At 64.0% G+C, this 24,293-nt stretch carries 25 protein-coding genes; 4 read left to right on the top strand and 21 right to left on the bottom strand.

Annotation, left to right across the window (positions count from 1 at the left end):
* Positions 1-56 precede the first annotated feature (56 nt).
* From IPM20_10140 to IPM20_10150, 3 genes are read left to right on the top strand one after another with little or no spacing between them, the layout of a single operon-like run.
* Complete coding sequence (locus IPM20_10140) at positions 57-722, top strand: class I SAM-dependent methyltransferase (GenBank protein ID MBK9131975.1); 666 nt, start codon at positions 57-59, stop codon at positions 720-722.
* Positions 723-748: 26 nt separating this feature from the next.
* The gene (locus tag IPM20_10145) at positions 749-1,036 is read left to right on the top strand and encodes a cytochrome b/b6 domain-containing protein (GenBank protein MBK9131976.1); all 288 of its coding nucleotides are present in this window, start codon (positions 749-751) and stop codon (positions 1,034-1,036) included.
* Positions 1,003-1,269, top strand: coding sequence for a cytochrome b/b6 domain-containing protein (locus IPM20_10150; GenBank protein ID MBK9131977.1), 267 nt, complete (start codon positions 1,003-1,005; stop codon positions 1,267-1,269). Before IPM20_10145 ends, IPM20_10150 begins: the two co-directional genes overlap by 34 nt.
* On the opposite strand, the gene IPM20_10155 is transcribed toward IPM20_10150, so the two are convergent.
* The 21 genes from IPM20_10155 to rpmH form a co-directional block, all read right to left on the bottom strand.
* The gene (locus tag IPM20_10155; GenBank protein MBK9131978.1) at positions 1,266-1,946 is read right to left on the bottom strand and encodes a hypothetical protein; all 681 of its coding nucleotides are present in this window, start codon (positions 1,944-1,946) and stop codon (positions 1,266-1,268) included. The two genes, IPM20_10150 and IPM20_10155, sit on opposite strands and share 4 nt — an antisense overlap.
* Positions 1,943-3,043, bottom strand: a complete 1,101-nt coding sequence (locus IPM20_10160; protein MBK9131979.1) for a chemotaxis response regulator protein-glutamate methylesterase — start codon at positions 3,041-3,043, stop codon at positions 1,943-1,945. The genes IPM20_10155 and IPM20_10160 overlap by 4 nt, the downstream gene beginning before the upstream one ends.
* Before the next feature lie 57 nt (positions 3,044-3,100).
* A complete protein-coding gene (gene cheD, locus IPM20_10165) occupies positions 3,101-3,757 on the bottom strand; it encodes a chemoreceptor glutamine deamidase CheD (protein ID MBK9131980.1) in 657 nt (218 codons plus the stop codon).
* A 20-nt stretch (positions 3,758-3,777) separates the two neighbouring features.
* Positions 3,778-4,635: a protein-glutamate O-methyltransferase CheR gene (locus IPM20_10170; protein ID MBK9131981.1), complete on the bottom strand. Its 858-nt coding sequence runs from the start codon at positions 4,633-4,635 to the stop codon at positions 3,778-3,780.
* Positions 4,636-4,690: 55 nt separating this feature from the next.
* Complete coding sequence (locus IPM20_10175) at positions 4,691-6,394, bottom strand: PAS domain-containing protein (GenBank protein ID MBK9131982.1); 1,704 nt, start codon at positions 6,392-6,394, stop codon at positions 4,691-4,693.
* A 70-nt stretch (positions 6,395-6,464) separates the two neighbouring features.
* A complete protein-coding gene (locus IPM20_10180) occupies positions 6,465-8,243 on the bottom strand; it encodes a Tar ligand binding domain-containing protein (protein MBK9131983.1) in 1,779 nt (592 codons plus the stop codon).
* Between the two features lie 58 nt (positions 8,244-8,301).
* Positions 8,302-8,808 (bottom strand): chemotaxis protein CheW, encoded by a 507-nt coding sequence (locus IPM20_10185; GenBank protein MBK9131984.1) that lies wholly within the window; start codon positions 8,806-8,808, stop codon positions 8,302-8,304.
* A gap of 98 nt (positions 8,809-8,906) precedes the next feature.
* Positions 8,907-9,269 carry a response regulator gene (locus tag IPM20_10190; GenBank protein ID MBK9131985.1) on the bottom strand — a complete coding sequence of 121 codons (363 nt, stop codon included), beginning with the start codon at positions 9,267-9,269 and terminating at the stop codon, positions 8,907-8,909.
* A 33-nt stretch (positions 9,270-9,302) separates the two neighbouring features.
* Positions 9,303-10,934, bottom strand: a complete 1,632-nt coding sequence (locus IPM20_10195; GenBank protein ID MBK9131986.1) for a HAMP domain-containing protein — start codon at positions 10,932-10,934, stop codon at positions 9,303-9,305.
* Between the two features lie 75 nt (positions 10,935-11,009).
* Entirely contained in the window at positions 11,010-12,671 is a 1,662-nt protein-coding gene (locus tag IPM20_10200) for a HAMP domain-containing protein (GenBank protein MBK9131987.1), read from the bottom strand.
* Positions 12,672-12,703: 32 nt separating this feature from the next.
* Positions 12,704-13,201, bottom strand: coding sequence for a purine-binding chemotaxis protein CheW (locus IPM20_10205; GenBank protein MBK9131988.1), 498 nt, complete (start codon positions 13,199-13,201; stop codon positions 12,704-12,706).
* A gap of 63 nt (positions 13,202-13,264) precedes the next feature.
* Positions 13,265-15,418: a chemotaxis protein CheA gene (locus tag IPM20_10210; protein ID MBK9131989.1), complete on the bottom strand. Its 2,154-nt coding sequence runs from the start codon at positions 15,416-15,418 to the stop codon at positions 13,265-13,267.
* Positions 15,415-15,771 carry an STAS domain-containing protein gene (locus IPM20_10215; GenBank protein MBK9131990.1) on the bottom strand — a complete coding sequence of 119 codons (357 nt, stop codon included), beginning with the start codon at positions 15,769-15,771 and terminating at the stop codon, positions 15,415-15,417. The genes IPM20_10210 and IPM20_10215 overlap by 4 nt, the downstream gene beginning before the upstream one ends.
* 444 nt (positions 15,772-16,215) lie before the next feature.
* The gene (locus tag IPM20_10220; GenBank protein ID MBK9131991.1) at positions 16,216-16,971 is read right to left on the bottom strand and encodes a protein phosphatase CheZ; all 756 of its coding nucleotides are present in this window, start codon (positions 16,969-16,971) and stop codon (positions 16,216-16,218) included.
* Between the two features lie 7 nt (positions 16,972-16,978).
* Positions 16,979-17,371, bottom strand: coding sequence for a chemotaxis response regulator CheY (gene cheY / locus IPM20_10225; protein MBK9131992.1), 393 nt, complete (start codon positions 17,369-17,371; stop codon positions 16,979-16,981).
* A gap of 144 nt (positions 17,372-17,515) precedes the next feature.
* Positions 17,516-18,541 carry a GGDEF domain-containing protein gene (locus tag IPM20_10230; GenBank protein MBK9131993.1) on the bottom strand — a complete coding sequence of 342 codons (1,026 nt, stop codon included), beginning with the start codon at positions 18,539-18,541 and terminating at the stop codon, positions 17,516-17,518.
* A 194-nt stretch (positions 18,542-18,735) separates the two neighbouring features.
* Entirely contained in the window at positions 18,736-20,094 is a 1,359-nt protein-coding gene (gene mnmE / locus IPM20_10235) for a tRNA uridine-5-carboxymethylaminomethyl(34) synthesis GTPase MnmE (protein ID MBK9131994.1), read from the bottom strand.
* A 43-nt stretch (positions 20,095-20,137) separates the two neighbouring features.
* Complete coding sequence (yidC, locus tag IPM20_10240; GenBank protein MBK9131995.1) at positions 20,138-21,799, bottom strand: membrane protein insertase YidC; 1,662 nt, start codon at positions 21,797-21,799, stop codon at positions 20,138-20,140.
* 12 nt (positions 21,800-21,811) lie between these two features.
* Entirely contained in the window at positions 21,812-22,039 is a 228-nt protein-coding gene (yidD, locus tag IPM20_10245) for a membrane protein insertion efficiency factor YidD (GenBank protein ID MBK9131996.1), read from the bottom strand.
* Positions 22,024-22,386 (bottom strand): ribonuclease P protein component, encoded by a 363-nt coding sequence (gene rnpA, locus IPM20_10250; protein MBK9131997.1) that lies wholly within the window; start codon positions 22,384-22,386, stop codon positions 22,024-22,026. Before rnpA ends, yidD begins: the two co-directional genes overlap by 16 nt.
* A 19-nt stretch (positions 22,387-22,405) precedes the next feature.
* Positions 22,406-22,540 (bottom strand): 50S ribosomal protein L34, encoded by a 135-nt coding sequence (gene rpmH / locus IPM20_10255; GenBank protein ID MBK9131998.1) that lies wholly within the window; start codon positions 22,538-22,540, stop codon positions 22,406-22,408.
* A 227-nt stretch (positions 22,541-22,767) separates the two neighbouring features.
* Here rpmH and dnaA point away from each other — a divergent pair, with 227 nt between their 5' ends.
* On the top strand, positions 22,768-24,159 hold the full coding sequence (gene dnaA, locus IPM20_10260; protein MBK9131999.1) for a chromosomal replication initiator protein DnaA: 1,392 nt from the start codon (positions 22,768-22,770) through the stop codon (positions 24,157-24,159).
* Positions 24,160-24,293 lie beyond the last annotated feature (134 nt).

Consider the following 24,293-nt stretch of genomic DNA (forward strand, 5'->3'; position numbering starts at 1 on the left):
TGACCCGCGCTCGCCCATGGGCGAGCGCGGGTCCGACCACCCTGGTGATACCCGTCATGGGAAAACACACACTCCCGCTCGACGACCGGCTGTATGACTATCTGCTGTCGGTATCCCTGCGCGACACCGAACTGGACCGGGCGCTCCGCGCGGAGACCGACGCGCTCGAGCACGGCAGAATGCAGATCGCCCCGGACCAGGGCCAGTTCATGACCCTGCTGGTGCGTCTGCTGGGCGCGCGGCGCGCCATCGAGATCGGCACCTTTACCGGTTACAGTGCACTGGCAATCGCTCGCGGCCTGCCGCCTGATGGCCGGCTCGTGGCCTGCGACATCAGCGCGGAATGGACCGCTGTCGCGCGCCGCTACTGGGAACGGGCGGGGCTCGCCCATCTCATCGAACTGCGGCTGGCGCCGGCGCTGGAGACCCTGAACGGACTGATCGCAGCGGGCGAGGGCGGGTGTTTCGACTTCGCCTTCATCGACGCCGACAAGGTCGGCCTGTTCGACTATTACGAGGCGTGCCTGAGCCTGCTGCGCCCTGGCGGCCTCATCGCGGTCGACAACGTGCTGTGGGGCGGACGCGTCGCCGACCCCGCCGACCAGAGCGATTCGACCCGCGCGATACGCGACTTCAACCGGCGCCTCCACCAGGATGCGCGCGTGGACCTCAGCCTGGTGCCGATCGGCGACGGTCTCACCCTGGCGCGCAAGCGCGCCTGACTTCTTGTGACACAGGAGAAACCCGGATGACCCTGCTGGACAAGGACGACCGCTACGGGGGCGTCTCGCGTTTCAATCACTGGCTGGGCGCCGCCGCGGTCTGCGTGATGTTCGCGATCGGCCTCTATTTCAGCGGGCTGCCGCGCGGCGACGCGCGCAGCTTCTGGTTCGGGCTGCACATCTCGTTCGGCGTCCTGTTGTTCCTGTTCCTGTTTTTCCGTGTCTGCTGGCGACTGATGCGGGGTTTTCCGCGCGCGGTCGAACAGCACCGCGGGGCCGCGTGCACCACGCGCTGGCACTGGGGGCGATACTGACCGGGCCTTTCATCGTGTGGACGCTGGCGCGCCCGCTCGAGGTATTCGACTGGTTCGCGCTGCCGAGTCCGCTGCCGAAGCTGGAGGATCTGCATGAAGGGCTGGAAGGCGTGCATGTCGCCGCCGCCTATACATTGATGGGCCTGGTCACCGTGCACGTCATCGGCGCGATCCGGCACACCGTGAATGGCGACGACGCCGTGCGCCGCATGTGGGGACGAATCCCGCGCTAGAACAACTCGACCTTGCCCGCCTGCACCGAGGTCTGCGTGATATGGCGCTCGCGGCGCGCCGCCCACAGGCGGCTGTCCTCGAGATATCGCTCGCAGATCGCGATCAACCTGGATTCCCGTTCCGTCGGCCGGCCATGCGATGTCGCGTCAGCGAGCAGGGCGGCCAGGTCATCGGCGCAAGCCTCCAGCCCGGCCACCTGGTGATCGCAATATTCGAGCAGCTGGCGCGCCACGTCCTCGAACTGCAGCGAGCGCACCAGCACCTCGATGCTCTCCGTCCCCGCCGTGCCCACCGCCGCGGCGCCCTCCCGCCGCATCGTTTCACTGAGTCCCTGAAATCCATCCCCCAGCGTCACCGCGGCGTCATGCACCAGGATCCGCACCTGCCTGAGATCGGCGCGCAAGGCGCGCAGATCGCTCCCGGCCGTGCGGCTCACGGCCAGGATCCGTTCGGTCAGGCGCGCATCGTGAATCGCTTCGGCATCGCGCCCCGCCCGCGCCCCGTACGCCAGCCAGGCCCAGTGGGCGATGGCGAGCGCGAACAGGGGGGCTGCCCAGAGGGCGCCGCCCGGCATGACGGCGGTACCCAGCGCGGCGGCGCTGAGCGCCCAGGCCGTCCAGCACCCGGGTCGCCGCGCGACAGCGGTGTCCGTACCGGTCGAGACCGAATGCATCATCCCGCCTTTCCGTAGGCCTTGGCCTCGCCGCGCGTGACAGCGCGCAGGATGGCCTCGGTCATCCTGTAGATGTCCACGGTCTCGTCCACCCCGCCCTGTTTCACCGCCTCGCCGGGCATGCCCCACACCACGCTGCTCTTCTCGTCCTGGGCCAGCGTATAGGCGCCCGCTTCATGCATCTCTTTCAGGCCGCGCGCACCGTCATCGCCCATCCCGGTCAGGATCACGCCGATGGCATTGGGTCCCGCGTTTTGCGCCACCGAGCGGAACATCACATCGACGCTCGGTCGATGCCGGTTCACCGGCGGGCCGTCGCTCAGGCGGCAGACATAGCGGGCGCCGTCGCGTTCAATCACCAGGTGGCGGTTGCCGGGCGCGATCACCACATGCCCCGGCACGATGTGCTGCCCATCGACCGCCTCGCTCACCGTCATCTGCGATTCGCGGTTCATGCGCATCGCGAACGGACGGCTGAAGGCCTCCGGGATATGCTGTGAAATCACGATGCCGGGCGCGTCGGGCGGCATGCGTATCAACACCTCTTTGATCGCCTCGGTGCCGCCGGTGGAAGCACCGATCGCGATCAGGCGGTCGGTGGTGCGGAAATGCTGCGGTCGCTCGCGCTTCAGCACCGCATCGGCGCTCAGTCGCGGCGGAATATCCTGCGGCGCGATCCCGGGTCCCTTGGTGTTCGGGCGGGCGTGCGCCGCCATCTTTACCTTGGCGATGATCTCATCGCGGTACTCTTCCAGTGTGTGCGCCAGATCGATCTTCGGTTTGGAAACGAAGTCGATCGCGCCCAGCTCAAGCGCCCGCAGCGTGATGTCCGCGCTCCGTTCGGTCAGTGACGATACCATGACCACCGGCATGGGGCGCAGACGCATCAGATTGGACAGGAACGTCACCCCGTCCATCTTCGGCATCTCGACATCCAGCGTCAGCACGTCCGGATTGAGCGCCTTGATCTTCTCGCGCGCCACATACGGATCCTGCGCCGTGCCCACCACCTCGATCTGTGGATCGCTGTCGAGCATCTTGGTGAGGAGCTGCCGCACCAGGGCCGAGTCGTCGACGATCAGTACGCGTATTTTGCTCATGGCTGTCATTTCCCCGTTTGATACCGCATCCAGACCCGCGGCGCGCCGCGGCGGAACTCAGAACAGTGTAATATCGCCTTCCACCGGTTTGTGCACGATCGCTTCCATGTACGCCGTCTCGCGTTCCACGATGGTGTTGTTGTGCAGGGCGCGCAGCTTTTTCATGAAGACCTTGCCGGTGGCGGGCGTGTAATAGACCTTGCGCGGATGAATGTCCCCCAGGTCGCTGGCCGCCAGCCGGAACCCCTCCGCGTTGAGGTAGGCGCGCACGAAACTGATGTTCTTGTCCCCGATATCGGTCATATTGGCGAGGATCTTCCCGCCGCCGAACACCTTGACCTCCAGGTTCGGGCGCCGGCCGCCGTGTTTCAGGATATCGTTGATCAGTTTTTCCATCGCATAATTGCCGTAGCGGGTCGAGGTGCCGAGCCCGGCGGCGTCCCAGCTGCCGCCGCTGCCCGCGCCGACCGGCAGCATGAAGTGATTCATGCCGCCGACGCCCGTGACCACGTCGCGAATGCACGCCGACACGCAGGAGCCCAGCACGGTGACCACCATCTCCCGGCCTTGCGTCACGTAGTACTCACCCGGCAGGATCTTGGCGGCGAACTGTTTGTGCATGTCGTCCCAGTAACGGTTGACGTGCTCGAATCCGGGCAGGGCCGGCGGGAGTTCGGCGGGATCCTTGCGGCTCGCGGGACTGCTCGCGTTCATTGCGTTGGATTCCCCGGCCGTCAGAGCTTGCGATATATGGTGCGCCCGATCAGGGTGAACCGGTCACACACCTTGAACAAGGTCTCGGAATGACCGATGAACAGATGTCCGCCGTCCACGAGCAGGTCCGCGTAGCGATTGAACAGTCGCCGCTGGGTGGGCTTGTCGAAATAGATCACCACGTTGCGGCAGAAGATCACGTCGAACGGCCCTTTCATCGGCCATTCCTGCATCAGATTGAGCTGGCGGAAGGTGATCAGCGAACGTACCTCGTCACTGACCCGCAGCATACCGGCATTGTCGCCCTGGCCCTTGTGGAAGCTGCGGCGCTGATAGCGCTCGGGTATGCCGGACGCGCGCTCCTGCGCATACATGCCCTGTTGCGCCCTGGCCAGCACGTTCGAGTCGATGTCGGTGGCGAGGATCTTGGCGTCCCAGCCCTGGCCGGCCGGCAGCGCGTCGCGCAGCACCATGGCGATCGAATAGGGTTCCTCGCCGGTCGAGCACCCCGCCGACCAGATGCGGATGCGACGGCTCTGCGCGTTGCGGCGCAGCAGCTCGGGCAGCAGGTTTTCGCGCAGATAATCGAAGTGATACGGCTCGCGGAAGAACGAGGTCAGGTTGGTGGTGATGGCGTTGACCAGTTCGTGGAGTTCGTCCGGACTCTGCTCGAGATAGCTGCAATACTGCGCGAAGCTCTGCAGGTCCAGTGTACGCAGGCGCTTGGCGAGCCGGCCGTAGACCAGCTCGCGCTTCTGCTCCGACAAGGTGATGCCGGTCTGCTCGACGACCACGCGGCGGATGAAATCGAAGTCTCCGTCGGTGAACACCAGATCCCGCTCATAGATACCCGTCCTGACCTGCCCTCCCGCCGCCATCTCCCACCTCGTTCGCTCGATTGTCTGGATATCCGTCTTGCCACTGTCCGGTCCATCAGAACTGGGACCACTCCGAACTTGCTCCGGAAGAACGACGCGCCTGCGTCAGGAGTGCCGCCGGGACCTCTTCCACGGCAGCCTCAGGGCGCGGACGCACAACCTTTGCCGGCGCACCGGCGGACGGACGGACACGCGGCACCGCGCCGCGGGCGCCGGGGGCGCAGGCCATCTGGAAAAAGTCCATCATCTGGATCAGGCCCTTGGACTCGAGCTCCAGGGTCCGGCTGGTCTGCGCCGCCTCCTCCACCAGCGTGGCATTCTGCTGGGTCAGGTCGTCCATCTGCATGACCGCCTGGTTGACCTGCTCGATGCCGGCCGACTGTTCACGGCTCGCCGCCGCGATCTCGGCGACGATCGCGGTCATCTTGGCGACGCCGTCGACGATCTCGGTCAGGGTGCGGCCGGAGGCGTTGACCAGTTCGGTGCCCGCCTCGACCTTGAGCACGCTGTCGTTGATGAGGTCCTTGATCTCCTTGGCGGAGGTGGCGCTGCGCTGGGCCAGGTTGCGCACCTCGCCCGCCACCACCGCGAAGCCGCGGCCCTGCTCGCCCGCGCGCGCGGCCTCGACCGCCGCGTTCAACGCCAGCAGGTTGGTCTGAAAGGCGATCTCGTCGATCACCCCGATGATGTCGGCGATCTTCTTGCTCGCCTGGTTGATGCCGCTCATGGCGTCGACCGCCTTGGCCACCACTTCACCGCCCTTCTCGGCCGACCGCCGCGTCTCCTCTGCCTGGCGGCTGGCCTGGGCGGCGTTGTCCGCGTTCTGCTTCACGGTCGAGGTGAGTTCCTCCATGCTGGAGGCGGTCTCCTCCAGTGACGAGGCCTGCTGTTCGGTGCGCTGGGACAGGCTGTCATTGCCGGCCGCGATGCCGCTCGCGGTATGATTGAAACCAGTGGCCTTGCACACCACGTCCGCGACGATGCCCTGCAGCGTCCCCTTCATGATGTTGAGGGCATAGAGCAGGTCGCCGAACTCGTCCTTGCGACCGGCCGTTACCTCGACGTTGAGATCACCGGCGGTGATCGCGTTCGCCACCCGCACCGCCTCGCGCAAGGGACGCACGATCAGGCGCGTCATATAGAGTTCCATCGCGATCAGCAGGGCGATGTTCACGCCAACCATGACGCCGGTCGGCACCCCCATGAACGACAGGCCGATTGCGGTGAAGGTCAGCAGCGCGATGCCGATGTTCAGCCGCGCCTTCACACTCGGTGTGGCCAGTTTTCCCAGCCAGCCGCGCAGCCCGCGATGCACCACGTGGCCTTCCTTGATGCGCAAATGATTGGCGCGCCCCTCGCGTACCAGGCGATAGGTGTTCTCCGCCCATTCCACCTGCTCGCGGGTCGGACGCGAGCGCATCGACACATAGCCGGCGATCTCGCCGTTCTCGACGATCGGGTTGACATTGGCCTCGACCCAGTAGTGGTCACCGTTCTTGCAGCGGTTCTTCACCAGGCCACGCCAGGGTTTGCCGGCCTTGAGGGTATTCCACAGGTCCTCGAAGGCCTCCGGCGGCATGTCGGGGTGGCGCACGATGTTGTGCGCCTTGCCGATCAGCTCTTCCTTGCTGAAGCCGCTGATGTCCTCGAAGGTACGGTTCACATAGGTGATGCGGCCCTTGGTGTCGGTCTTCGAGACGATCCGTTCGTGGTCGCCGAAGTGGCGTTCGACATTGCTTACCGGCCCGTTGTTACGCATGGCTTATTCCTCGATCCGTGTAATTATTGGCAGGCTTCCCTGCCCTGAAAACTCTCCGCAACTCGTCCTGTCAGAACTCCTGCCATTCTTCCGCGCTGCTGCCATTGACCTTGCCATTGACGCGGGCCGCCGGCGATGGCATCGAAAACTCGTCGTCCTGCGCGACGTTCTGCTCCTGGCTGCGGCGGGCGGCCGCCGGCAGGCGCACCTTGATGCCCTTGGATTCCTTGCCGGAGGATTTCGCCTCGGCCCGGGGCGCCGGCGCGGTCGGCGCCATCGGTGTTGTCGCCATTGACGCGGTGCCGCCGTTGATCTTGAAACGGGTCATCAGGTCGCTCATGACCGTGGCCTGCTCCTCCATGGAACGGCTCGCCGCCGAGGCCTGTTCCACCAGGGCCGCGTTCTGCTGCGTCATCTCGTCCATCTGCATCACCGCCTTGCTGACCTGCTCGATGCCGGACGACTGCTCCTGGCTCGCAGCCGCGATCTCGGCGACGATGTCCGTTACCTTCTTCACGCTGGACACGATCTCTTCCAGCGTCTTGCCCGACTGGTCGACCAGATGGGCGCCGTCGTCGACCTTCCGCACCGAATCACTGATCAGGTCCTTGATCTCCTTGGCGGAGGTGGCGCTGCGCTGGGCCAGGTTGCGCACCTCGGCGGCGACCACCGCGAAGCCGCGGCCCTGTTCACCCGCGCGCGCGGCCTCGACCGCCGCGTTCAGCGCCAGCAGGTTGGTCTGAAACGCGATTTCGTCGATCACCCCGATGATGTCCTCGACCTTCTTGGAGGAGGCATTGATGTCCTGCATCGCATTCATCGCGCGCGCGACCACATCGCTGCCCTTCTCCGCGACCTCACGGGCCGCGTTGGCAAGCTGGTTCGCCTGGCGCGCATTGTCGGCGTTCTGCTTCACCGTCGAGGTGAGTTCTTCCATCGAGGACGCGGTCTCCTCCAGGGAGGACGCCTGTTCCTCGGTGCGCTGTGACAGATTGATGTTGCCGGCGGCGATCTCGCGCGCCCCGGTGGCGACAGACACGCTCGCCTCGCTTACCTTGCCGACCATCTCGGCGAGCTTCATGCTCATCTGCTTCATCGCGCCGAGCAGCTTGCCGGTCTCGTCCCTGGTGCGTACCTGGATCGATTTGGTCAGGTCGCCGTTGGCGATGTCATGCGCGACCCGCACTGCCTCGTTGAGCGGGTTGACGATGGCGCGCACCAGCATGAAGCCGACCACGACGGCCACCAGCAGACCGACACCGATGCAACCGAAGGCGATGAGCTGCGCCTGGGAGTAGGTCGCCTGCGATGCCTCGTAGCTTTGCTTGGCGTGTTCCTGCTGAACGCCCATCAGGGCATCCATGCGCGGCTCCAGCGCCAGCGACAGGGCGAACAGGACATAGACCAGGTGCCGGCTGGCGTCTTCCACCTTGCCCTCGCGCAGCTGCGCCACCGCAGGGCGCACGCCTTCCTGGATGAAGCGCGGCAGTATCGTGGCGAAATCGTCGGCCAGTGCCCGGTCTTCCGTCGACATCTCGGTCTTGCTGTACTCATCCCACAGGCGGTTGATCTCGCTGATGTTCTTTTCCACTTCCGCGGTCCGCAGCCGGATCGTGTCCTCCGACGGATCCGATGTCGCGATGAAGAGCGCAATGCGGTTCTTCAGCAGCATGCGCTCGATATCCGACAGCAGAAGCACATTCGCGGTGTCCCGCTCGTACACCTTCTGCAGGTTTCCGTTGGTTTGTTTCAGGCCATAGAGACCGAAGCCGCCGTTGACCATCAGCAATACGGCAAGCATCCCGAGCACGAATACCAAGCGTGCCTTAATCGATATGTTCTTGAACATGATCGCCCCTTCCTTTTTTATCCGCCCGTCATCGGGAGTCATTTACATATGCGTCGAGTCAAACGGATCGACGCGATCCGGCTGCGGTGTCCACCACCGCCAGTTCATCGCTGTGGAACAAACGATCGACATCAAGCAGGATCACCATCCTGTCGTCGATGGCGGCCATACCGCTGATGAATTCGGTTTGCGCCGAGGCGCCGAAGTCGGGTGCGGGCTTGCGCTCACTGGCGCCCACGTTGCACACATCAGACACTGCGTCGACCACCAGTCCGATGGTTCGCTGCTGCTCACCCTGGACCAGCCTGAGCACCACAATGACCGTGGTCCGGCTGTTCGCGGCGCGCTCGATGCCGAAGCGCATGCGCAGGTCGACAATCGGAACGATCGTGCCGCGCAGGTTCAACACGCCGTGGATGTAGTCCGGCGTGTTCGGTATGTGGGTCACCTGCGACCAGCCGCGGATCTCCTGCACGCGCAGGATATCTACCCCGTAATGTTCCCCCGCCAGGACAAAGGTCAAATATTGATCAGTGGCGTCGTCGATCCGTGCCTCCGCGTCCATCCCGTGGTTCAATGCCTCTGCCGCGCTCATCGTCTTTCTCTCCTCAGCTGCTGTCTCGTGTCATCGACCAGGGCGTACATCTCCGTACGGCCTTCGTGTTATCCCAATACCTTTCGGATGGTGGCGATCAGCTGGTCCGGGCTGAACGGCTTGACGATCCAGCCGGTGGCGCCGGCCGCGCGTCCTTCCTGTTTCTTGGCATCGGACGACTCCGTGGTCAGCACCAGGATCGGCGTGAAGCGGTAGGTCGCCAGCGCGCGCAACTCCCTCACCAGAGTAATGCCGTCCATATTCGGCATATTCACGTCGGTCAGGACGAGGTCGACCTTCCGGTCCTTGGCGGCGCTGAAGGCCGCCACGCCGTCCTCCGCCTCGATCACCTCATGACCCGCTCCCTTGAGCGTGAACGTCACCATGCGGCGCATGGAGGCCGAATCATCCACTGCCATAATCGTTGCCATGCTTTATCCCCGATCTTTTTCGACTCGCCGCCGCTACAGCGCGGAGGCCCCGATCATCTCGTTCCGACCCAGGCGCCGCACGAAGCCGAAGCGCCGTTTTCTGCCTCCCGCCGCGACAGCAGGCGGGCTGCGATGCATCTTGAAGCAGGCGATGCGCTCCAGCAGCCTGCACGCCTCTTCCTCCATCATGCGGGTGGCGGCGGCGGCCTGGTCGACCAGCAGCGCGTTCTGGCGGGCCATCTCGTCCATCCGCACCATCGCCTGGTTGATCCTGCCGAGTCCGGCCGACTGTTCGCGGCTGGACTCGGATACGTCCGCGACATTCCCTGCCGCCTCGCCGACGCTCGTGATGACCCTGTGCAGCGTCTCCCTGGATTGATCGACCAGTTGCCTGCCGAGCTTGACCTTTTCCAGATTGTTCGCGATCAGTCCCTTGATTTCCTTCGTCAGGGCGGCGCTCCGCTGGGCCAGTTCATGCGCCTCGGCGGCCACCTCGGCGAAATCGCCGTCCCGATCGCCGGCGCGCGCGGCCTCCACCACCGCCTTGAGCGCGAGCAGATTCGCGCGCGAGGCGATCCCGTCCATGGCCTCGGCCATGCCGGCGATCCTGTCACCGGACTCGTCGATGTCCACCATCGCCACGGCCGCATCATTGACGAGGCTCCCACCCGCCGCCATCGCCTCCAGCGCCTCTTTGATCAGCCGGTCCATCCCGGCGGCGTCATCCGCGCCCTGCCGCGCCGCGGAACCCGCCGCCTGCATGGAGGTGGCCGCGCCTTCCAGGCGGGTTGACTGTTCATCCGCGCTGCGGGAAAGATCGTCGACACCGCGCGCAACCTGCCTGGAGCCGCTGGAGATGTTCGCGGCGCTGTCGATCATCCCGGTGACCACGTTCTTCAGTTGATCCGTCAGACCGTTGATCCGGGTCACCAGGTCGCCGAGCTCGCCGCTGTCCCTGAAATCCGCCCGATGGGTCAGATCGCCCTCGGAAAGCCGCTCGACGGACTCCCGCACCAGCCGGAGCGGGCGCGCGAGCTGGCGCGCGAGCATGAACGCCGCGCAGACGCCAGCGAGCAGGATGGCCGCCACGCTGCCGAGCAGGGTCATGCCGAGTCCGCGTGTCGACCGCGACAGGGCCATCGAACCTTCCGCGTACAATCGGTCCAGATCTTCCATGCCGTCATCGATCACCCCGAGCACGGCGACGCGGATCGCGTTATATTCCACCGCCGCTTTCTCTCCCGGGTCCCGCCCCCGCGCGTATGCCGCGACCATGCGTTCCCCGACCTGATACATCAGCTCGAGATCGGTCCCCACGGCCCCGATCGCAGACGGCGCAGCACCGGCGAATCGCCGTTCCAGTTCAGTCATGCGTTTGGACGCGCCCAGCGCCCGCTCGTAATCCGCCCTCGCGCCGCGCCCCATCATCTCGTGGTCCCGGCTCAGCGCGGCGCCGGCGATGGCGGTCTGCATGTCGAGCACGGCAGACCGCAGTCGTTCTGCCTCCTGCGCCAGGGTGTGTACCCGGTCGAGATGTTCCTGCGCGCCGGCGATGTCCCCCAACCTGACGTACATATTGGCCAGCAGCGTCGCCACCACGACGATGAGCACCCCGAACGCCTCCATGACCCTGACCTTGATCGTGCGCTTCCATGTAAAACTCATGATCGCTTCCTTTTTCCCTTGACTGGGCTCACTCATCAGAACAGACCAGGTCGATGCACACCTGATACAGCCGCATCAGGCCGCGCTCCGCATGAGAGCGGGCGCGACCTCGGTATGTCCACGTTGCGCCGCTTCGCTTCTGGCCGCTCGTATCCCGCTCGGGGATAACGCCGCGGGCGGTGTGTCACCCTGCGCCACGCGGAAAAACCCGATCTGGTCCAGCAGTCGTCGCGCCTGTTCTTCCATCGATTTGCTCGCGGCCGAGGCCTGTTCGACCAGCGCCGCATTCTGCTGTGTCATCTCGTCCATCTGCATCACCGTCCGGTTGATCTGCTCGATCCCGGCCGACTGTTCCTGGCTCGCCGCGGATATCTCGGCGACGATGCTGGCAACCTTGTTGATGCTTTCGATGATCCGTGTCAGCGTCTCGCCGGATTGCTGCACCAGTTCAGTCCCGGTCTTGACCTTGACGACGCCGTCTTCAATCAATGTCTTGATCTCCCTGGCCGCCTCTGCACTGCGCTGGGCCAGATTGCGCACTTCGGCGGCGACCACCGCAAATCCCTTGCCCTGCTCACCGGCACGCGCCGCCTCGACCGCGGCATTCAATGCCAGCAGATTGGTCTGAAAGGCAAGCTCGTCGATGACGCCGATGATGTCGGCGATTCTGTTACTTGAAACATTGATGTCTGACATCGCCGCCACCGTCTGATGGACGATATCTCCCCCTTGTTTCGCCTCCTGCAGGGCGGCGCGCGCCAGGGCATCGGTTTGATGGGTACTGTCGGCACTCTGTTTGATCGTGGACGTCATCTGCTCCATGGACGATGCGGTCTCTTCCAGGCTGGAGGCCTGTTCCTCGGTGCGCTGCGAGAGATTGTTGATGCCATGCGATATCTCGGTCGCCCCTCCGGAGATATGCGCGGCGCCGTCCTTGACCACTGTCACGATGCCCTTCAGCTTGTCACGCATCCCGTTCATTACGTTCGCCAGGTCACCGATCTCGTCGCGATTTCGCACTTCGATCGTCGAGCTCAGATCCCCGGCGGCGATCCTGCGTGAACTCTCCAGCAGATGCTGCAGCGAGCGCGTGAAACGTCCTGCCAGCATCATCGATACAGTGAGCAGAATGGCAAGCGATATCCCGGTCGCCGCGGCCATCAGGATATGGGAATCGGTCGCAGCCTTGGTCGCGCGCTCTTGTGCCCGTGTAGCACCTTGTTCGATTTCCTCGCTCAGCTTCTCCATTTCACCTTCCAGCCGCTCGAAGTCCGCAAAGAAGCCGTTGATCTGTTTTACGGCGGCAAGATGATCGTGCAACGCAAGCTCGGTCAGTCGGTTCGCGCTCTGGATGTACGCCTCCAGCGTTGGCTGGACCTGGTTCAGGCTGGCCATGATCTCGGGATTCAGATCCATGCCGGAGTTCTCCTTGAGCATGTCCCGGAACAAGACCACGTGCTCGCTCAGATCCTGCAGAATCTCCCGATCTTCCTTGTAGGCGACGCCTTCCTGGGAAAGGTCCTGTTTGATGATGGCCGAAAGCACGTCACCACGCAGGGCATCGTGCATCATGTCGGCGGTGAGATGATTTCGCATGGCGGCCAGGGTGATCGACACCTCGTGCATCGCCTCGCTCTGGCGTTCACTCGCCCAGTACCCGGCCAGCCCGACGACAGCCAGCATGACCGCGCTCAGCAGCGCCATGCCCAACAGCTTCATCCGAACGTTGATTTTCATCTCTCCTCCTTCCGGAACACCGGCGGATCTTGCTATATGTTCTCGATGCTCGAGGCGATCAGAGGATCGATGTCCAGCAGCATGACCATCTTGTCGCCCACGCTCGCCAGCCCGCTGATGCAGGATCCATCCATGCGTTCGCCCATCTCCGGCGGCGGCAATATGGCCTCGCCCGGAAAGGTATAGACCTCGGATACCGCATCGACGACCACCCCGACGGTCTTCTCCGCCATGGCGCACTGCACCCGTACCACGATCACCACGGTGGAGGCATTGAAGGCGCGCTGTTCGAAGTTGAAGCGCGTGCGCAGGTCGATCACCGGCACGATCAGCCCGCGCAGATTCATCACCCCCAGCACATAGGCCGGCGTATGCGGCACGTGAGTGGCGCCCTCCCAGCCCTTGATCTCCTGCACGCGCAGGATGTCGATACCGTATTCCTCGCCAGCGCAAATGAAGGTGAGGTACTGCGATCCCCTCTCCGCCTCGTCCGTGGTGAACTCCCCCACGCCCATCGCGTTGTCACTCATCACCGCGCTCGTCTGCATCGTAACTACCTCGGTTCGTTCTCTATCCGGTCCGTCCGCCGCCCGTCACGCAGCGTGCCGTACCGCGGCCTGTCTCTCATCGTGCGACTGCTTTTCGCGGCTCTCGAACAGGGAGATCAGCCCGGGCACGTCAAGGATCAGCGCAACGCGGCCGTCGCCCAGCATGGTCGCCCCGGAAATGCCGGTCAGCTGGCGGAAGTTAGTTTCCAGGCTCTTGATCACGACCTGCTGCTGTGCCTGCAGTTCGTCCACGAAGATGCCCATCCGCTGGCCGTCGGACTCGACGATGGTCAGCAGGCCGTCATCCAGTTCCGTGGTGTCCGCCTCCACCTCGAACAACTGGTACAGCCGGATGATCGGTATGCACTCCTCGCGCAGGCGCAGCAGCTCCGCGCGCCCGCCCGCGACCGAATTGATCTGCTCGCGCCGGACCTGGATCGTCTCGACGATCGACACCAGCGGAATGACATAGACCTCACGGCCGACGCGCACGAGCTGGCCGTCGAGAATGGCCAGCGTGAGCGGAAGCCGGATACGCACCGTGCTGCCGTGATCCGCGTTCGAGAAAATCTGGACGTTGCCGCCCAGCTCCATGATGTTGCGTCGCACGACATCCATGCCGACGCCGCGCCCGGAAACATCGGTGACCTTCTCCGCGGTCGAGAAACCGGGCTGGAAGATCAGGTTGTAGATCCGATCGTCGGATAACTCCTCGTCGGGGCCGATCAGTCCACGTTCGCGCGCCTTGGTCATGATACGGTCGCGGTTCAGGCCGGCGCCGTCGTCGATGACCTCGACGATGATGTTGCCGCCCTTGTGGTAGGCGTTCAGATGGATCGTGCCGACCTCGGACTTGCCGGCCTCCTTGCGCTTTTCCACCGACTCGATGCCATGATCGAGGCTGTTGCGCACCAGGTGCACGAGCGGGTCGCCGATCTTCTCCAGCACCGTCTTGTCCAGTTCGGTATGCTCGCCGGTCATCTTCAGCTCGATCTTCTTGCCAAGCTTCTGGCTGAGGTCACGCACCATGCGCGGGAAGCGATTGAAGACGAAACTGATGGGCAGCATGCGCACGCGCATCACGCTCTCCTGCAGCGCGCGCATCTGGCGTTCGAGGTGTCCGAGGCCGTTGCGCAGTTCCTCGGACTGCGGGCCGTCCATGTGCACCATCTGCTGACTGAGCATGGACTGCGTGATGACGAGCTCGCCCACGGTGTTGATCAGCTCGTCGATCTTCTCGATACTGACCCGGATCGAGGTCGACTCACTGGATGCGGCCTTGGGCGCCTCGCCCGCCGCGGCGCGCGTCTCCGGCGCCTTGACCGCTGCCGGGGGGGTCTGGGTCGGCGCTTGCGCAGGCGGCGCGACAGGCGCCGGGACGGATTCCTGCGCCACGGGTGCCGGCGCCGCGGCGGGCGCCGTCAAACCGGCCGGGGCGGTGATCCGGATCTCCGCGTCGTCGCTGATCCAGTCGAACACCTGGTCCAGCGTCTCGCGATCGTCCGGACCGGCGAGTTCCATATGCCAGTTGAGGTAACAGCGATGGGGATCGAGCTCGGCCAGCGGCGGCAGTCTGGCCGCGTCTACCCGTACGTTCAGATCTCCCAGGCGGGAAAGCTCGCGAAAGATGCGCAGCGGATCGTTCCCGCGCGTGAGCAGGTTTTCCCCCGGCCGGAAATCGATCTGCCAGCGCTCCGCGCCAGGTGCCGTGGCCGGCTTGGACGGCTCGGGCTCGGGCTCGGGCGTGGAGACCGTGGGGACGCCGCTGGGCGCGGATACCGCCGCTGCCGGCGCGCTCGCGACCCCGCTCGAGCGGGCGATGACCGCTTTGACGCTGTCCTGCAGTTCCGCCACCGCCTGTTCATCCAGCGGGCGTTTATGCTGCTCTGCCGACAGCATCTCGCGCATCACATCCACCGACCGCAGCAGCAGGTCCATCTCGTTCGGGGTAATGCCGATGCGGCCGGTACGAACCAGATCGAGCAGCGTCTCGATCGTGTGCGTGAAGGAGGCGATGCCGGTGAACCCGAAGGTCGCGCTGCCGCCCTTGATCGAGTGCGCCACGCGAAAGATCGTGTCGATCTGTTCCTTCTCCACCGATCCATCGGTGATCTGGAGCAGGGTCTGCTCCATGGTGTCGAGCGCCTCCGCGCTCTCCTGGAAGAACATTTCGTGAAACTGTGCCAGATCGATTGTCATGCCGCCCCCTCGATATCGAGTACCTCGCCCGGACTTTCCATCAGGGCCCCCAGTCCGAGGAGACGAATCGCCTCTTCAAGCACCGCCGGCCGCGGTTTCCATGCGAAGGCGGTCCCCCGCTCCAGGCAGTCGATGGTGAATGCCGCCAGCAGCTGCACCCCGGCGGCGTCGATGCGCTCCAGCCGGGTGGCGTCGATGATGACGGGCTTGTTCGCCTCCAGATGTGCGAGGAGATCGGTGCGCAACTGCGCGACATCCTCGATGGTGCAGCTCGCCCCGAGCACGAGCCTGCGCGGGGCGTTGCCCGCGGGCGCGGCGGCGTGTTCACCGGCCGGTATATTTTCCATTGTCATTGTGCGTGCCTTCGTCTTATATCCACTGAACCGAATGGGAGAGCGGAGCCCGTGAAGGTCGACTCAGCGCCTTCCCGGTCTCATCGATCCGCGTATGCGGGTTCCCCTGCGTCCCGTAACCCCTGTCCTGTATCGGCGATGCACGATTCAGCTTTAAAGTCAACGATCCGGCGCCGCGTTTCGTGACGCGCTTCGCGCATGAACGCAAATGGGACCGTCACCGAGCCTGTGGCGGGCAAATGCAGCTTGCGTGCCTGTTATCGTGCTGATGCGCCGGGGGAGGTGGGGGGTTCTGGCGTGGCCTGAAATGAATTTACTCAGAAAACAATTAGATACAGGAATTCGGGTGGTAATGGGCACGGGCTGCACGACAGGCGCCGGGACGGGTAATGCGCGGGGATTCGCCAATATTCCGGCGCCAGGAGGGATCGAACGGGGATGGACTCAGATGTTCAGCGTGGACAGCAGGTCATCGACATCGTCCTGCGCGCTCACGACCCCGGTGTCATTGACCTGCGGGACCACCGGGCCGTGTCCATGCGAATGGGCGCCCGGCGGCGCGGACATCTGCGATTCCTCCCGGCCAGCACCCTGCGTCATTCGGACCAGCGATACCAGGGCCTGCTCCAGTTCGACGATGAGCTTCATGACGCCGCGCAGGATCTGTCCGGACAGATCCTGGTAGCCCTGCGCCAGGATCATTTCCTTCAGGTTTTTCTGTACGTATTCGGCATCCGCGGACGCGTGTTCCAGAAAGGCATCCAGCGCCTGAACCAGATCCGGGGCTTCCGGCGCGGACAACTCGGCGCCGGCCGCACGGAATTTCTGCCACAGGGGCACGAGTTGGGCCAGGTGGCGGCTCGCGCGCTCCGCCGGGGCGTGCGCCTGCTCCACCAGATCCATGGTGTGATGCGCCGCCTCATCGGTGAGCTTGAGCACGTGTTCCAGCCGCAGCCGTGCATCCGGCACTTCCTTTTCCGCCAGATCACTCATGCGGGACTCGCTGCAGAACTGCGCCAGCGCGGACTGGATGTCCTGTGTAACGATGTCGAGCTCGCCGAGCACACAGTCCTCGCGCAAACGCGCTATACCGTCGAGAGCGTAGTAGAAGGCGTCTTCGTCGTTTCTTTCCAGCGCGCCGGCGAGGTCGGCCACCAGCGGGGCATATTGCAGCCGGAAATCGTGGCTGGCGGCGGACATGGATTCCTCAGGCGGCGGCCGCCAGGGAAGCGAAGATCTTGTCGAGCTTTTCCTTCAGCGTGGCGGCGGTGAAGGGTTTGATGACATAGCCGTTCACCCCGGCCTGCGCCGCTTCGATGATCTGCTCACGCTTGGCCTCCGCCGTCAGCATCAGCACCGGCAGCTTGGCCAGCCGGGCGTCGGCGCGCACCGCCTTCAGCAGCTCGATGCCCGGCATGCCCGGCATGTTCCAGTCCGTGATCAGGAACTCGAAGTCGCCCGCCTGCAGCATCGGCAGCGCGGTCTTGCCGTCGTCGGCCTCGGTGATGTTGGTGTAGCCCAGATCCTGCAAGAGATTCTTCACGATGCGGCGCATCGTGGAGAAGTCATCGACGATCAGAAATTTCAGATCCTTGTTCACCACTGCCCTCCTTCCCTCTGCGCGTCATGCCGTCGCGTTGGATGCGCGCGGCATGGGCGGCTGAATCTTTTGTTCGGTACGCTGATATGATCGGCGACCGCGGCGCCAAACTTGAGACATCTGAGTAGCGTCCCGGCAAGCGTTTCAGGCGGCCTTCTCACAGCGGTTGCGTCCACTCATTTTCGCCCGATAGAGCATGCGATCGGCGCGCTCGATCAGGTTGCCGGGCAGATCGGCCTGGGTGGACACGGCTACGCCGATGGAGATGGTCACGCGGGAATACGCCTTGCCCGAGTTCATGTCCTTCAAACGCCCGCTGGAGATCGCCTGGCGAATCTGCTCGGCGACGGTGTACGCCCCGTCGATGTCGGTATCCGGGAGCAGCACCGCGAATTCCTCGCCGCCGAAGCGGGCGACGAAATCGCTGCCCTTCACGCAGCGCTTCAGCGTGGCGGCGACATATCGCAGTACCTTGTCGCCCACCAGATGGCCATAGGAATCATTGACCTTCTTGAAATAATCGACGTCAGCCAACAGCAGGCATACGCGGGAATTTTCCCGCTCTGTCTTGTCCAGCGCCTGCTCCAGGTAGGCGTCGAACGCGGCGCGGTTGGCAATGCCGGTCAGGGAATCCATCAGTGAGGCCTGCTTGACCTGCATCAATTCGTTGCGCAATGACTCCAGTTCGCCCGAGATCTGGCTGATCTGGGCCTCGAATTCCCGATGCGTTTTTTCCGCCGCCCGGGTGTCGTCGATCACGCGCTTGACCTCGATCTCCATGTCCTGCGGTGACGGCGAGGCGCCGAGCATGCCCAGGAACCGGCTCAAACGCTCCGAGTAATTCTGCAAGGCGCCGCCGGAGCGGTCCATGTCCTGCTGCATGTTGGTGATCAGCAGCTTGAGTTCCTGCCGGATGTTGTCCAGCGTCTCGTCGTCCTGGATGTAGCAGCGCCGGTAGGTCTCCCACAGGTGATCCGTCAGGGTCTTGTCGGGAAACACCGCCGCCTCGTCGAGCGCCTCTTTCAGCACCTCGTTGCTGCCGGCGGCGCTGTCATAGGCCATCCGGTAATGCAGCGGGGAAACTGGAAGCTTGTGTTTCGAAAGGAGCAGCAAGGCCAAGCGGAGATATTCCGCGGCCTGATCGGGACCGTCGTTATAGGGGTTTTCCATAGGTGTTCCCGGCTATTTTTTGTTATTTGCCATTTTCCTAAATGATCAAAAATCCATACTCGCGACTGATTCATCGGCAGGCGCTGATAAAAACATTAAATCTTTCAAGTGATCCCGGGATCAGAAATGGCGTTCGTATGACATGCATGGCCGCCGCAGCGGGTGCAGCCATGCCATTTGATAAACCCCTGAAGTTATTTCCCGATGCAAAAACTCGAGAAGATGTGCCCGAGCAACTCGTCGCTGGTGACCGCCCCGGTAATCTCACCCAGGGCCTGCTGGGCCTGGCGCAGTTCCTCCGCGGCGAGTTCCCCGGCGCGCGCCTCCTCGATCTGGCGCAGGGCCTCGGACAGGTTCCGGTCGGCGCGCGCGAGCGCGTCAAGGTGGCGCCGGCGCGCGCTGAACACGCCCTCGCCGGCAGCTTGATAGCCCATGCAGGCCTTGAGATGCGCGCGCAGCAGTTCGATGCCGGCGCCGGTCGTGGCGGAGAGCCAGACCTCCACCCGGCCGTCGTCGCGGGTGTCCAGCGCGGGCGGGCGCCCGCTGAGGTCGATCTTGTTGTGGACCAGTGTAAGCCGCGCCCGCAGCGCGGGCCGGTCCTTCAGCAGCGCGAGGTCCTCGTCCGCATCGGAACACGCGCTGTCGCTCACCAGCAGGATGCGGTCGGCAGCCTCGATCTCGGACCAGGCGCGATGGATGCCGATGCGCTCGACCGGGTCTTCGCTGTCGCGCAGGCCGGCGGTGTCGATCACGTGCAGCGGCAGACCGTCGATGGCGATGTACTCGCGCAGCACGTCGCGCGTGGTGCCGGGGATCTCGGAGACGATCGCGGTCTCGCGCTGCGCGAGCCGGTTGAGCAGGCTGGACTTGCCGGCATTGGGCCGCCCGGCAATCACCACGCGGATCCCTTCGCGCAGCAGGCAGCCCTGCCGCGCAGCGCCGATGACCGCATCCAGTCCGTGCCTCAGCGCGAGAAACCGCCGGCGCAGCTCCGCATCGGCGAGGAAATCGATCTCCTCCTCGGGAAAGTCGATAGCCGCCTCGATATACACGCGCAGTGCCGTCAGTTCTTCGACCAGCGCATGCACGCGCGCGGAGAACTCACCGGAGAGCGAGCGCGTCGCCGCGCGCGCCGCCTGTTCCGAAGCGCTGTCGATCAGGTCGGCGATCGCCTCAGCCTGCGCGAGATCGATCTTGTCGTTCAGGAACGCGCGTTCGGAGAATTCACCGGGACGGGCGTGACGCGCGCCGAGCGCCAGCAATCTGCGCAGCAATCGATCCAGCACCACGGGGCCGCCATGGCCGTGCAGTTCCAGCACGTCCTCGCCGGTGAAGGAATGCGGGCGCGGGAAGAACAGCGCCAGACCGGTGTCGAGCGCCTCGCCCTCCTCCGTCCGGAACACACGGTACTCGGCGCGGCGCGGCTCCGGCACCCGGCCGAGGACGGCGGCGGCGATCCCGGCCGCGCGCGGCCCGGACACGCGCACCACCCCGACGCCGCCGCGCCCCGCCGGGGTGGCGATCGCCGCGATGGTGTCGATGCGATCATTCATGGAAAAACCGTCCGCGCGAACCGCGGATCCGGCGCGACCGGGCTCAGGCCTTGGCGGGCTTGCCCGACTTTTCGATCCGGCGCGTGATGTTCCATTGCTGCAGGATGGACAGCACGCTGTTCGCCACCCAGTAGAGCACCAGGCCCGCGGGGAAGAAGGCGAAGAACAGCGTGAAGATGAAGGGCAGCGCCATCAGCACCTTGGCCTGGATCGGATCGGGCGGCGGCGGATTGAGCTTCTGCTGGATGAACATGGTCGCGCCCATCAGCAGCGGCAGGATGTAATACGGATCCTTGGTCGACAGGTCGTGGATCCACAGGACGAACGGGGCCTGGCGCAACTCGACGCTCTCGAGCAGCACCCAGTACAGCGCGATGAACACCGGGATCTGGACCAGCATCGGCAGACAGCCGCCGAGGGGATTGATCTTTTCCTTTTTATACAACTCCATCATCGCCTGGCTCATGCGCTGGCGGTCGTCGCCGTAGCGCTCGCGCAGCTGCACCAGCTTGGGCTGCAGTACCCGCATGTTCGCCATCGAACGGTAACTGGTCTCCGACAGCTTGTAGAACACCAGCTTGACCATCAGCGTCAGCAGGATGATGGACCAGCCCCAGTTGCCGACCACGCCATGGATATACTTCATGAGCCAGAACAGGGGCTGGGCGAGAATGGTGAGCACGCCGTAATCGACCGTCAGGCGCAGGCCTTCGGCGGCCTTCTCCATGCGCGCCTGATCCTTCGGGCCGACATAGAGCCGGCTCTTGAATTCGCCCGCTTCACCCGGCGCGACCGTCATGGGCTGGGACAACAGTCCCAGCACGTAGGGCTGTCCCTTGGGCGCCTTGCTGTAGAACTGGTTGGTTTCCTGCGGATCCGGCAGCCAGGCACCAATGAAATAGTGCTGGATCATGGCCTCCCAACCACCGGTGATGGTGCGGTCGAGGTTCTCCTTGTCCATGTCCTCGAATTTGATCTTCTCGTACTTTTCCTGCTGGCTGTGGATCACGCCGCCGGTATAGGTATACAGAAAGGCGGTCTTCTCGTCGTCGCCTGGCAGGCTGCGCTGGAACTGGCGGTACTGATAGCCCGTCCATGGCGCGCCCGATGCGTTTTCAATCCGGTACTCGATCCCGATCTGATAGCTGTCACGGTGAAATACATAGGTCTTCGTCACCGTGATCCCGTCGGCGCCGCTCCAGCGCAGCGGCACGCGCAGTTCGTCCCCCTGCAGGCGATAGTCGTTCGACTCCGCGGTGTAGAGGGCGTAGTGATCGGGCGCGCTCTGCTGGGAGATCAGGCCGCTCTGGGCGATGAAGATGCGCGACCCCTCGTCCTGCATCAGGCGGAACGGCTCGTCCTTTTTCTGGGTGGACACCGGATAGGCCAGCAACGCGACCGTTCGGAGGTCCCCACCCGTGGTGTCCAGTTCAACGTCGAGCAGATCGGTGACGACCCGCACGCGGGCGCCGCGCTGGAATCCGCGCGCGGGCGCCACGGCGGCGGCGGCGGGGACACCGGCCTCCGGGGCAGCGGCGGATGCGACCGGTGCTGCGGGGGTGGCGGGGATATCGGCGGTCGGTGACGGCGTGGTCTGAGCCGTCGTGGCCGGGGAATCGGGGCCGTAATCCTGCTGCCACGCCTGCCAGATCAGCAGCAGCACGAACGAGAGGGCGAAAAACAGGATGATCTTCTGATTGTCCATCGGAATGTCGGCTTATCGTTGAGCACCGCGCTCCGGCACCGGATCGACGCCGCCGGCGTGCCAGGGGTGGCAGCGCGAGAGGCGCCGCAAGGCCATGCCGCCGCCGCGCAGGACACCGTAACGCGTGATGGCGATCTCGGCGTAACGCGAACAACTGGGTTCAAAGCGGCAATGCGCGCCCAGATATGGGCTGATCCCGTAACGATAGGCCCGGATTAACAGCGTCAGCAGCCTGCGCATTGTTCGATCTCCGCTAGTTGCGCGTTCACCACGGCGCGCAGCTCTTCCCTGCTCTGCCCGGCCAGACCCTGACGGCCCAGAAACACGATGTCCACGCCCCCCAGGGTGTGTGACCGCTGGCGGAAACTCTCGCGGATGATCCGCTTGACACGATTCCGCATCACCGCGCCCGGCACGCACTTGCGCGAGATCGCTACACCCAGACGGGGATGGCCGAGCGTGTTGGGACAGATATATATAGTGAACCCCCGCGCGGCGCGTTTGCGCGCACGCTGGAATACAAACCGGTACTCACTCGGTTTCAGCAGCCGGTGCGACTTACCGAAACGATAGCGAACCGGGGCCAACCCGTTCAGACAATAGAGCTCAGGCGCACAGCCTGGCGCGGCCCTTGGCGCGACGGCGGCTAAGCACCGCGCGCCCGGCGGCGGTTTGCATGCGCGCGCGAAAGCCGTGGGTACGCTTGCGCTTCAGAACACTCGGTTGAAATGGCCTCTTCATGACTCGCCCTGCCTAGAAACCCGCGGGAAATTCCCAGAAAATCAGCTTTTTGCTGCCCAAAATCGAAAGGGGGAAACATTACCAATTTTCCCTCGCGCGTGTCAATCGAAATGTCGCGCTACCCCCTATTTCGAGGTATGGATTAGCACCATAAACAGGTATACACTTGCCGACTTCATCCGCTCTACTACCCCCGGCACCCGGTTTTCAAGGGAGGACGTCGTTCCGTGGAAAGCTCGCTCTGGAAAAAGTGCCTGGACCATCTGGAAACCGAGCTGACCGCACAGCAATTCAACACCTGGATACGCCCCCTGCAGGCGATCGAAAACGATACCAGCCTGCGTCTGCTGGCGCCGAACCAGTTCGTGCTCGACTGGGTCAACGAGCGCTTCATCGACCAGATTTCGGAGATCACCACCCGGCTCAAGGCGGGGAATGCGCTGCAGGTCTCGCTGGAGGTGGGCAGCCACCGGCCGCCGTCCTCGCCCCCGCGCGTGCCTGCTCCAGTGGCGCGCCGCCCCTCGCCCCCGCTGGCAAGGCCGCCGGCCGCCGCCCCGAACGGCTTCATCCGCCGTACCGATCATGACGACGTCCACCACATTCGCAACCTCCAGCCGGAATTCACCTTCGAGAGTTTCGTGGAAGGCAAATCCAACCAGCTGGCGCGCGCGGCCTCGTCACAGGTGGCTGAAAATCCGGGCCGCTCATACAATCCGCTGTTCATCTACGGCGGCGTCGGCCTCGGCAAGACCCACCTGATGCACGCCGTCGGCAACCAGATGGTGCAGAAGAACCCGGCGGCGCGCGTGGTCTACGTCCATTCCGAGCGTTTCGTGGGGGACATGATCAAGGCCTTTCAGCACAACTCGATCGACGCGTTCAAACGCTACTACCGCTCGGTCGACGCCCTGCTCATCGACGACATCCAGTTCTTCGCCAACAAGGAACGCTCGCAGGAAGAATTCTTCCATACCTTCAATACACTGATTGAAGGTCAGAGCCAGATCATCCTGACCTGTGATCGCTACCCCAAGGAAGTCGGCGGCCTGGAAGAGCGCCTCAAATCACGTTTCGGTTGGGGCCTGACGGTTTCCATCGATCCACCCGAGCTCGAGACCTGCGTCGCGATCCTGAAGAGCAAAGCCGTGCAGAGCAACGTCGATCTGCCGGACGAGATCGCTTTCTTCATCGCGAAGCGTGTGCGCTCGAACATCCGGGAGCTGGAAGGCTCGCTGCGCCGCGTGATCGCCAGTTCACGCTTCACGGGACGCCCCATTACGCTGGAACTCGCCAAGGACGCCCTCAAGGACCTGCTCGCCCTGCAGGACAAGCTGGTAACGATCGAAAACATCCAGCGCACCGTCGCCGACTACTGCAAGATCCGCTATTCGGATCTGCTGTCAAAACGGCGTTCGCGCTCGGTGGCGCGGCCGCGGCAATTGGCCATGGCCCTGGCCAAAGAGCTTACCAGTCACAGCCTGCCCGAGATCGGCGAGGCCTTCGGCGGCCGCGATCACACGACGGTACTGCATGCCTGCCGCAAGATCCAGGAGCTGAGAAAAAGCGATGTGCGGACAAATGAGGACTATACAAACCTGTTGAGAACGCTCACGACATGATGTTAACAGCCTGTGGATAATTCAGCCGGTCGACAAACAACGCCATTACCGCACATGATATCCACAACATACCCAGCCGCCGGTACAGACACCATCAACAGGATAACAGCGGCGTCAACTCACTGAAGGGAAAT

The sequence above is a fragment of the Gammaproteobacteria bacterium genome, assembly GCA_016716465.1.
GTDB lineage: Bacteria > Pseudomonadota > Gammaproteobacteria > SZUA-140 > SZUA-140 > JADJWH01.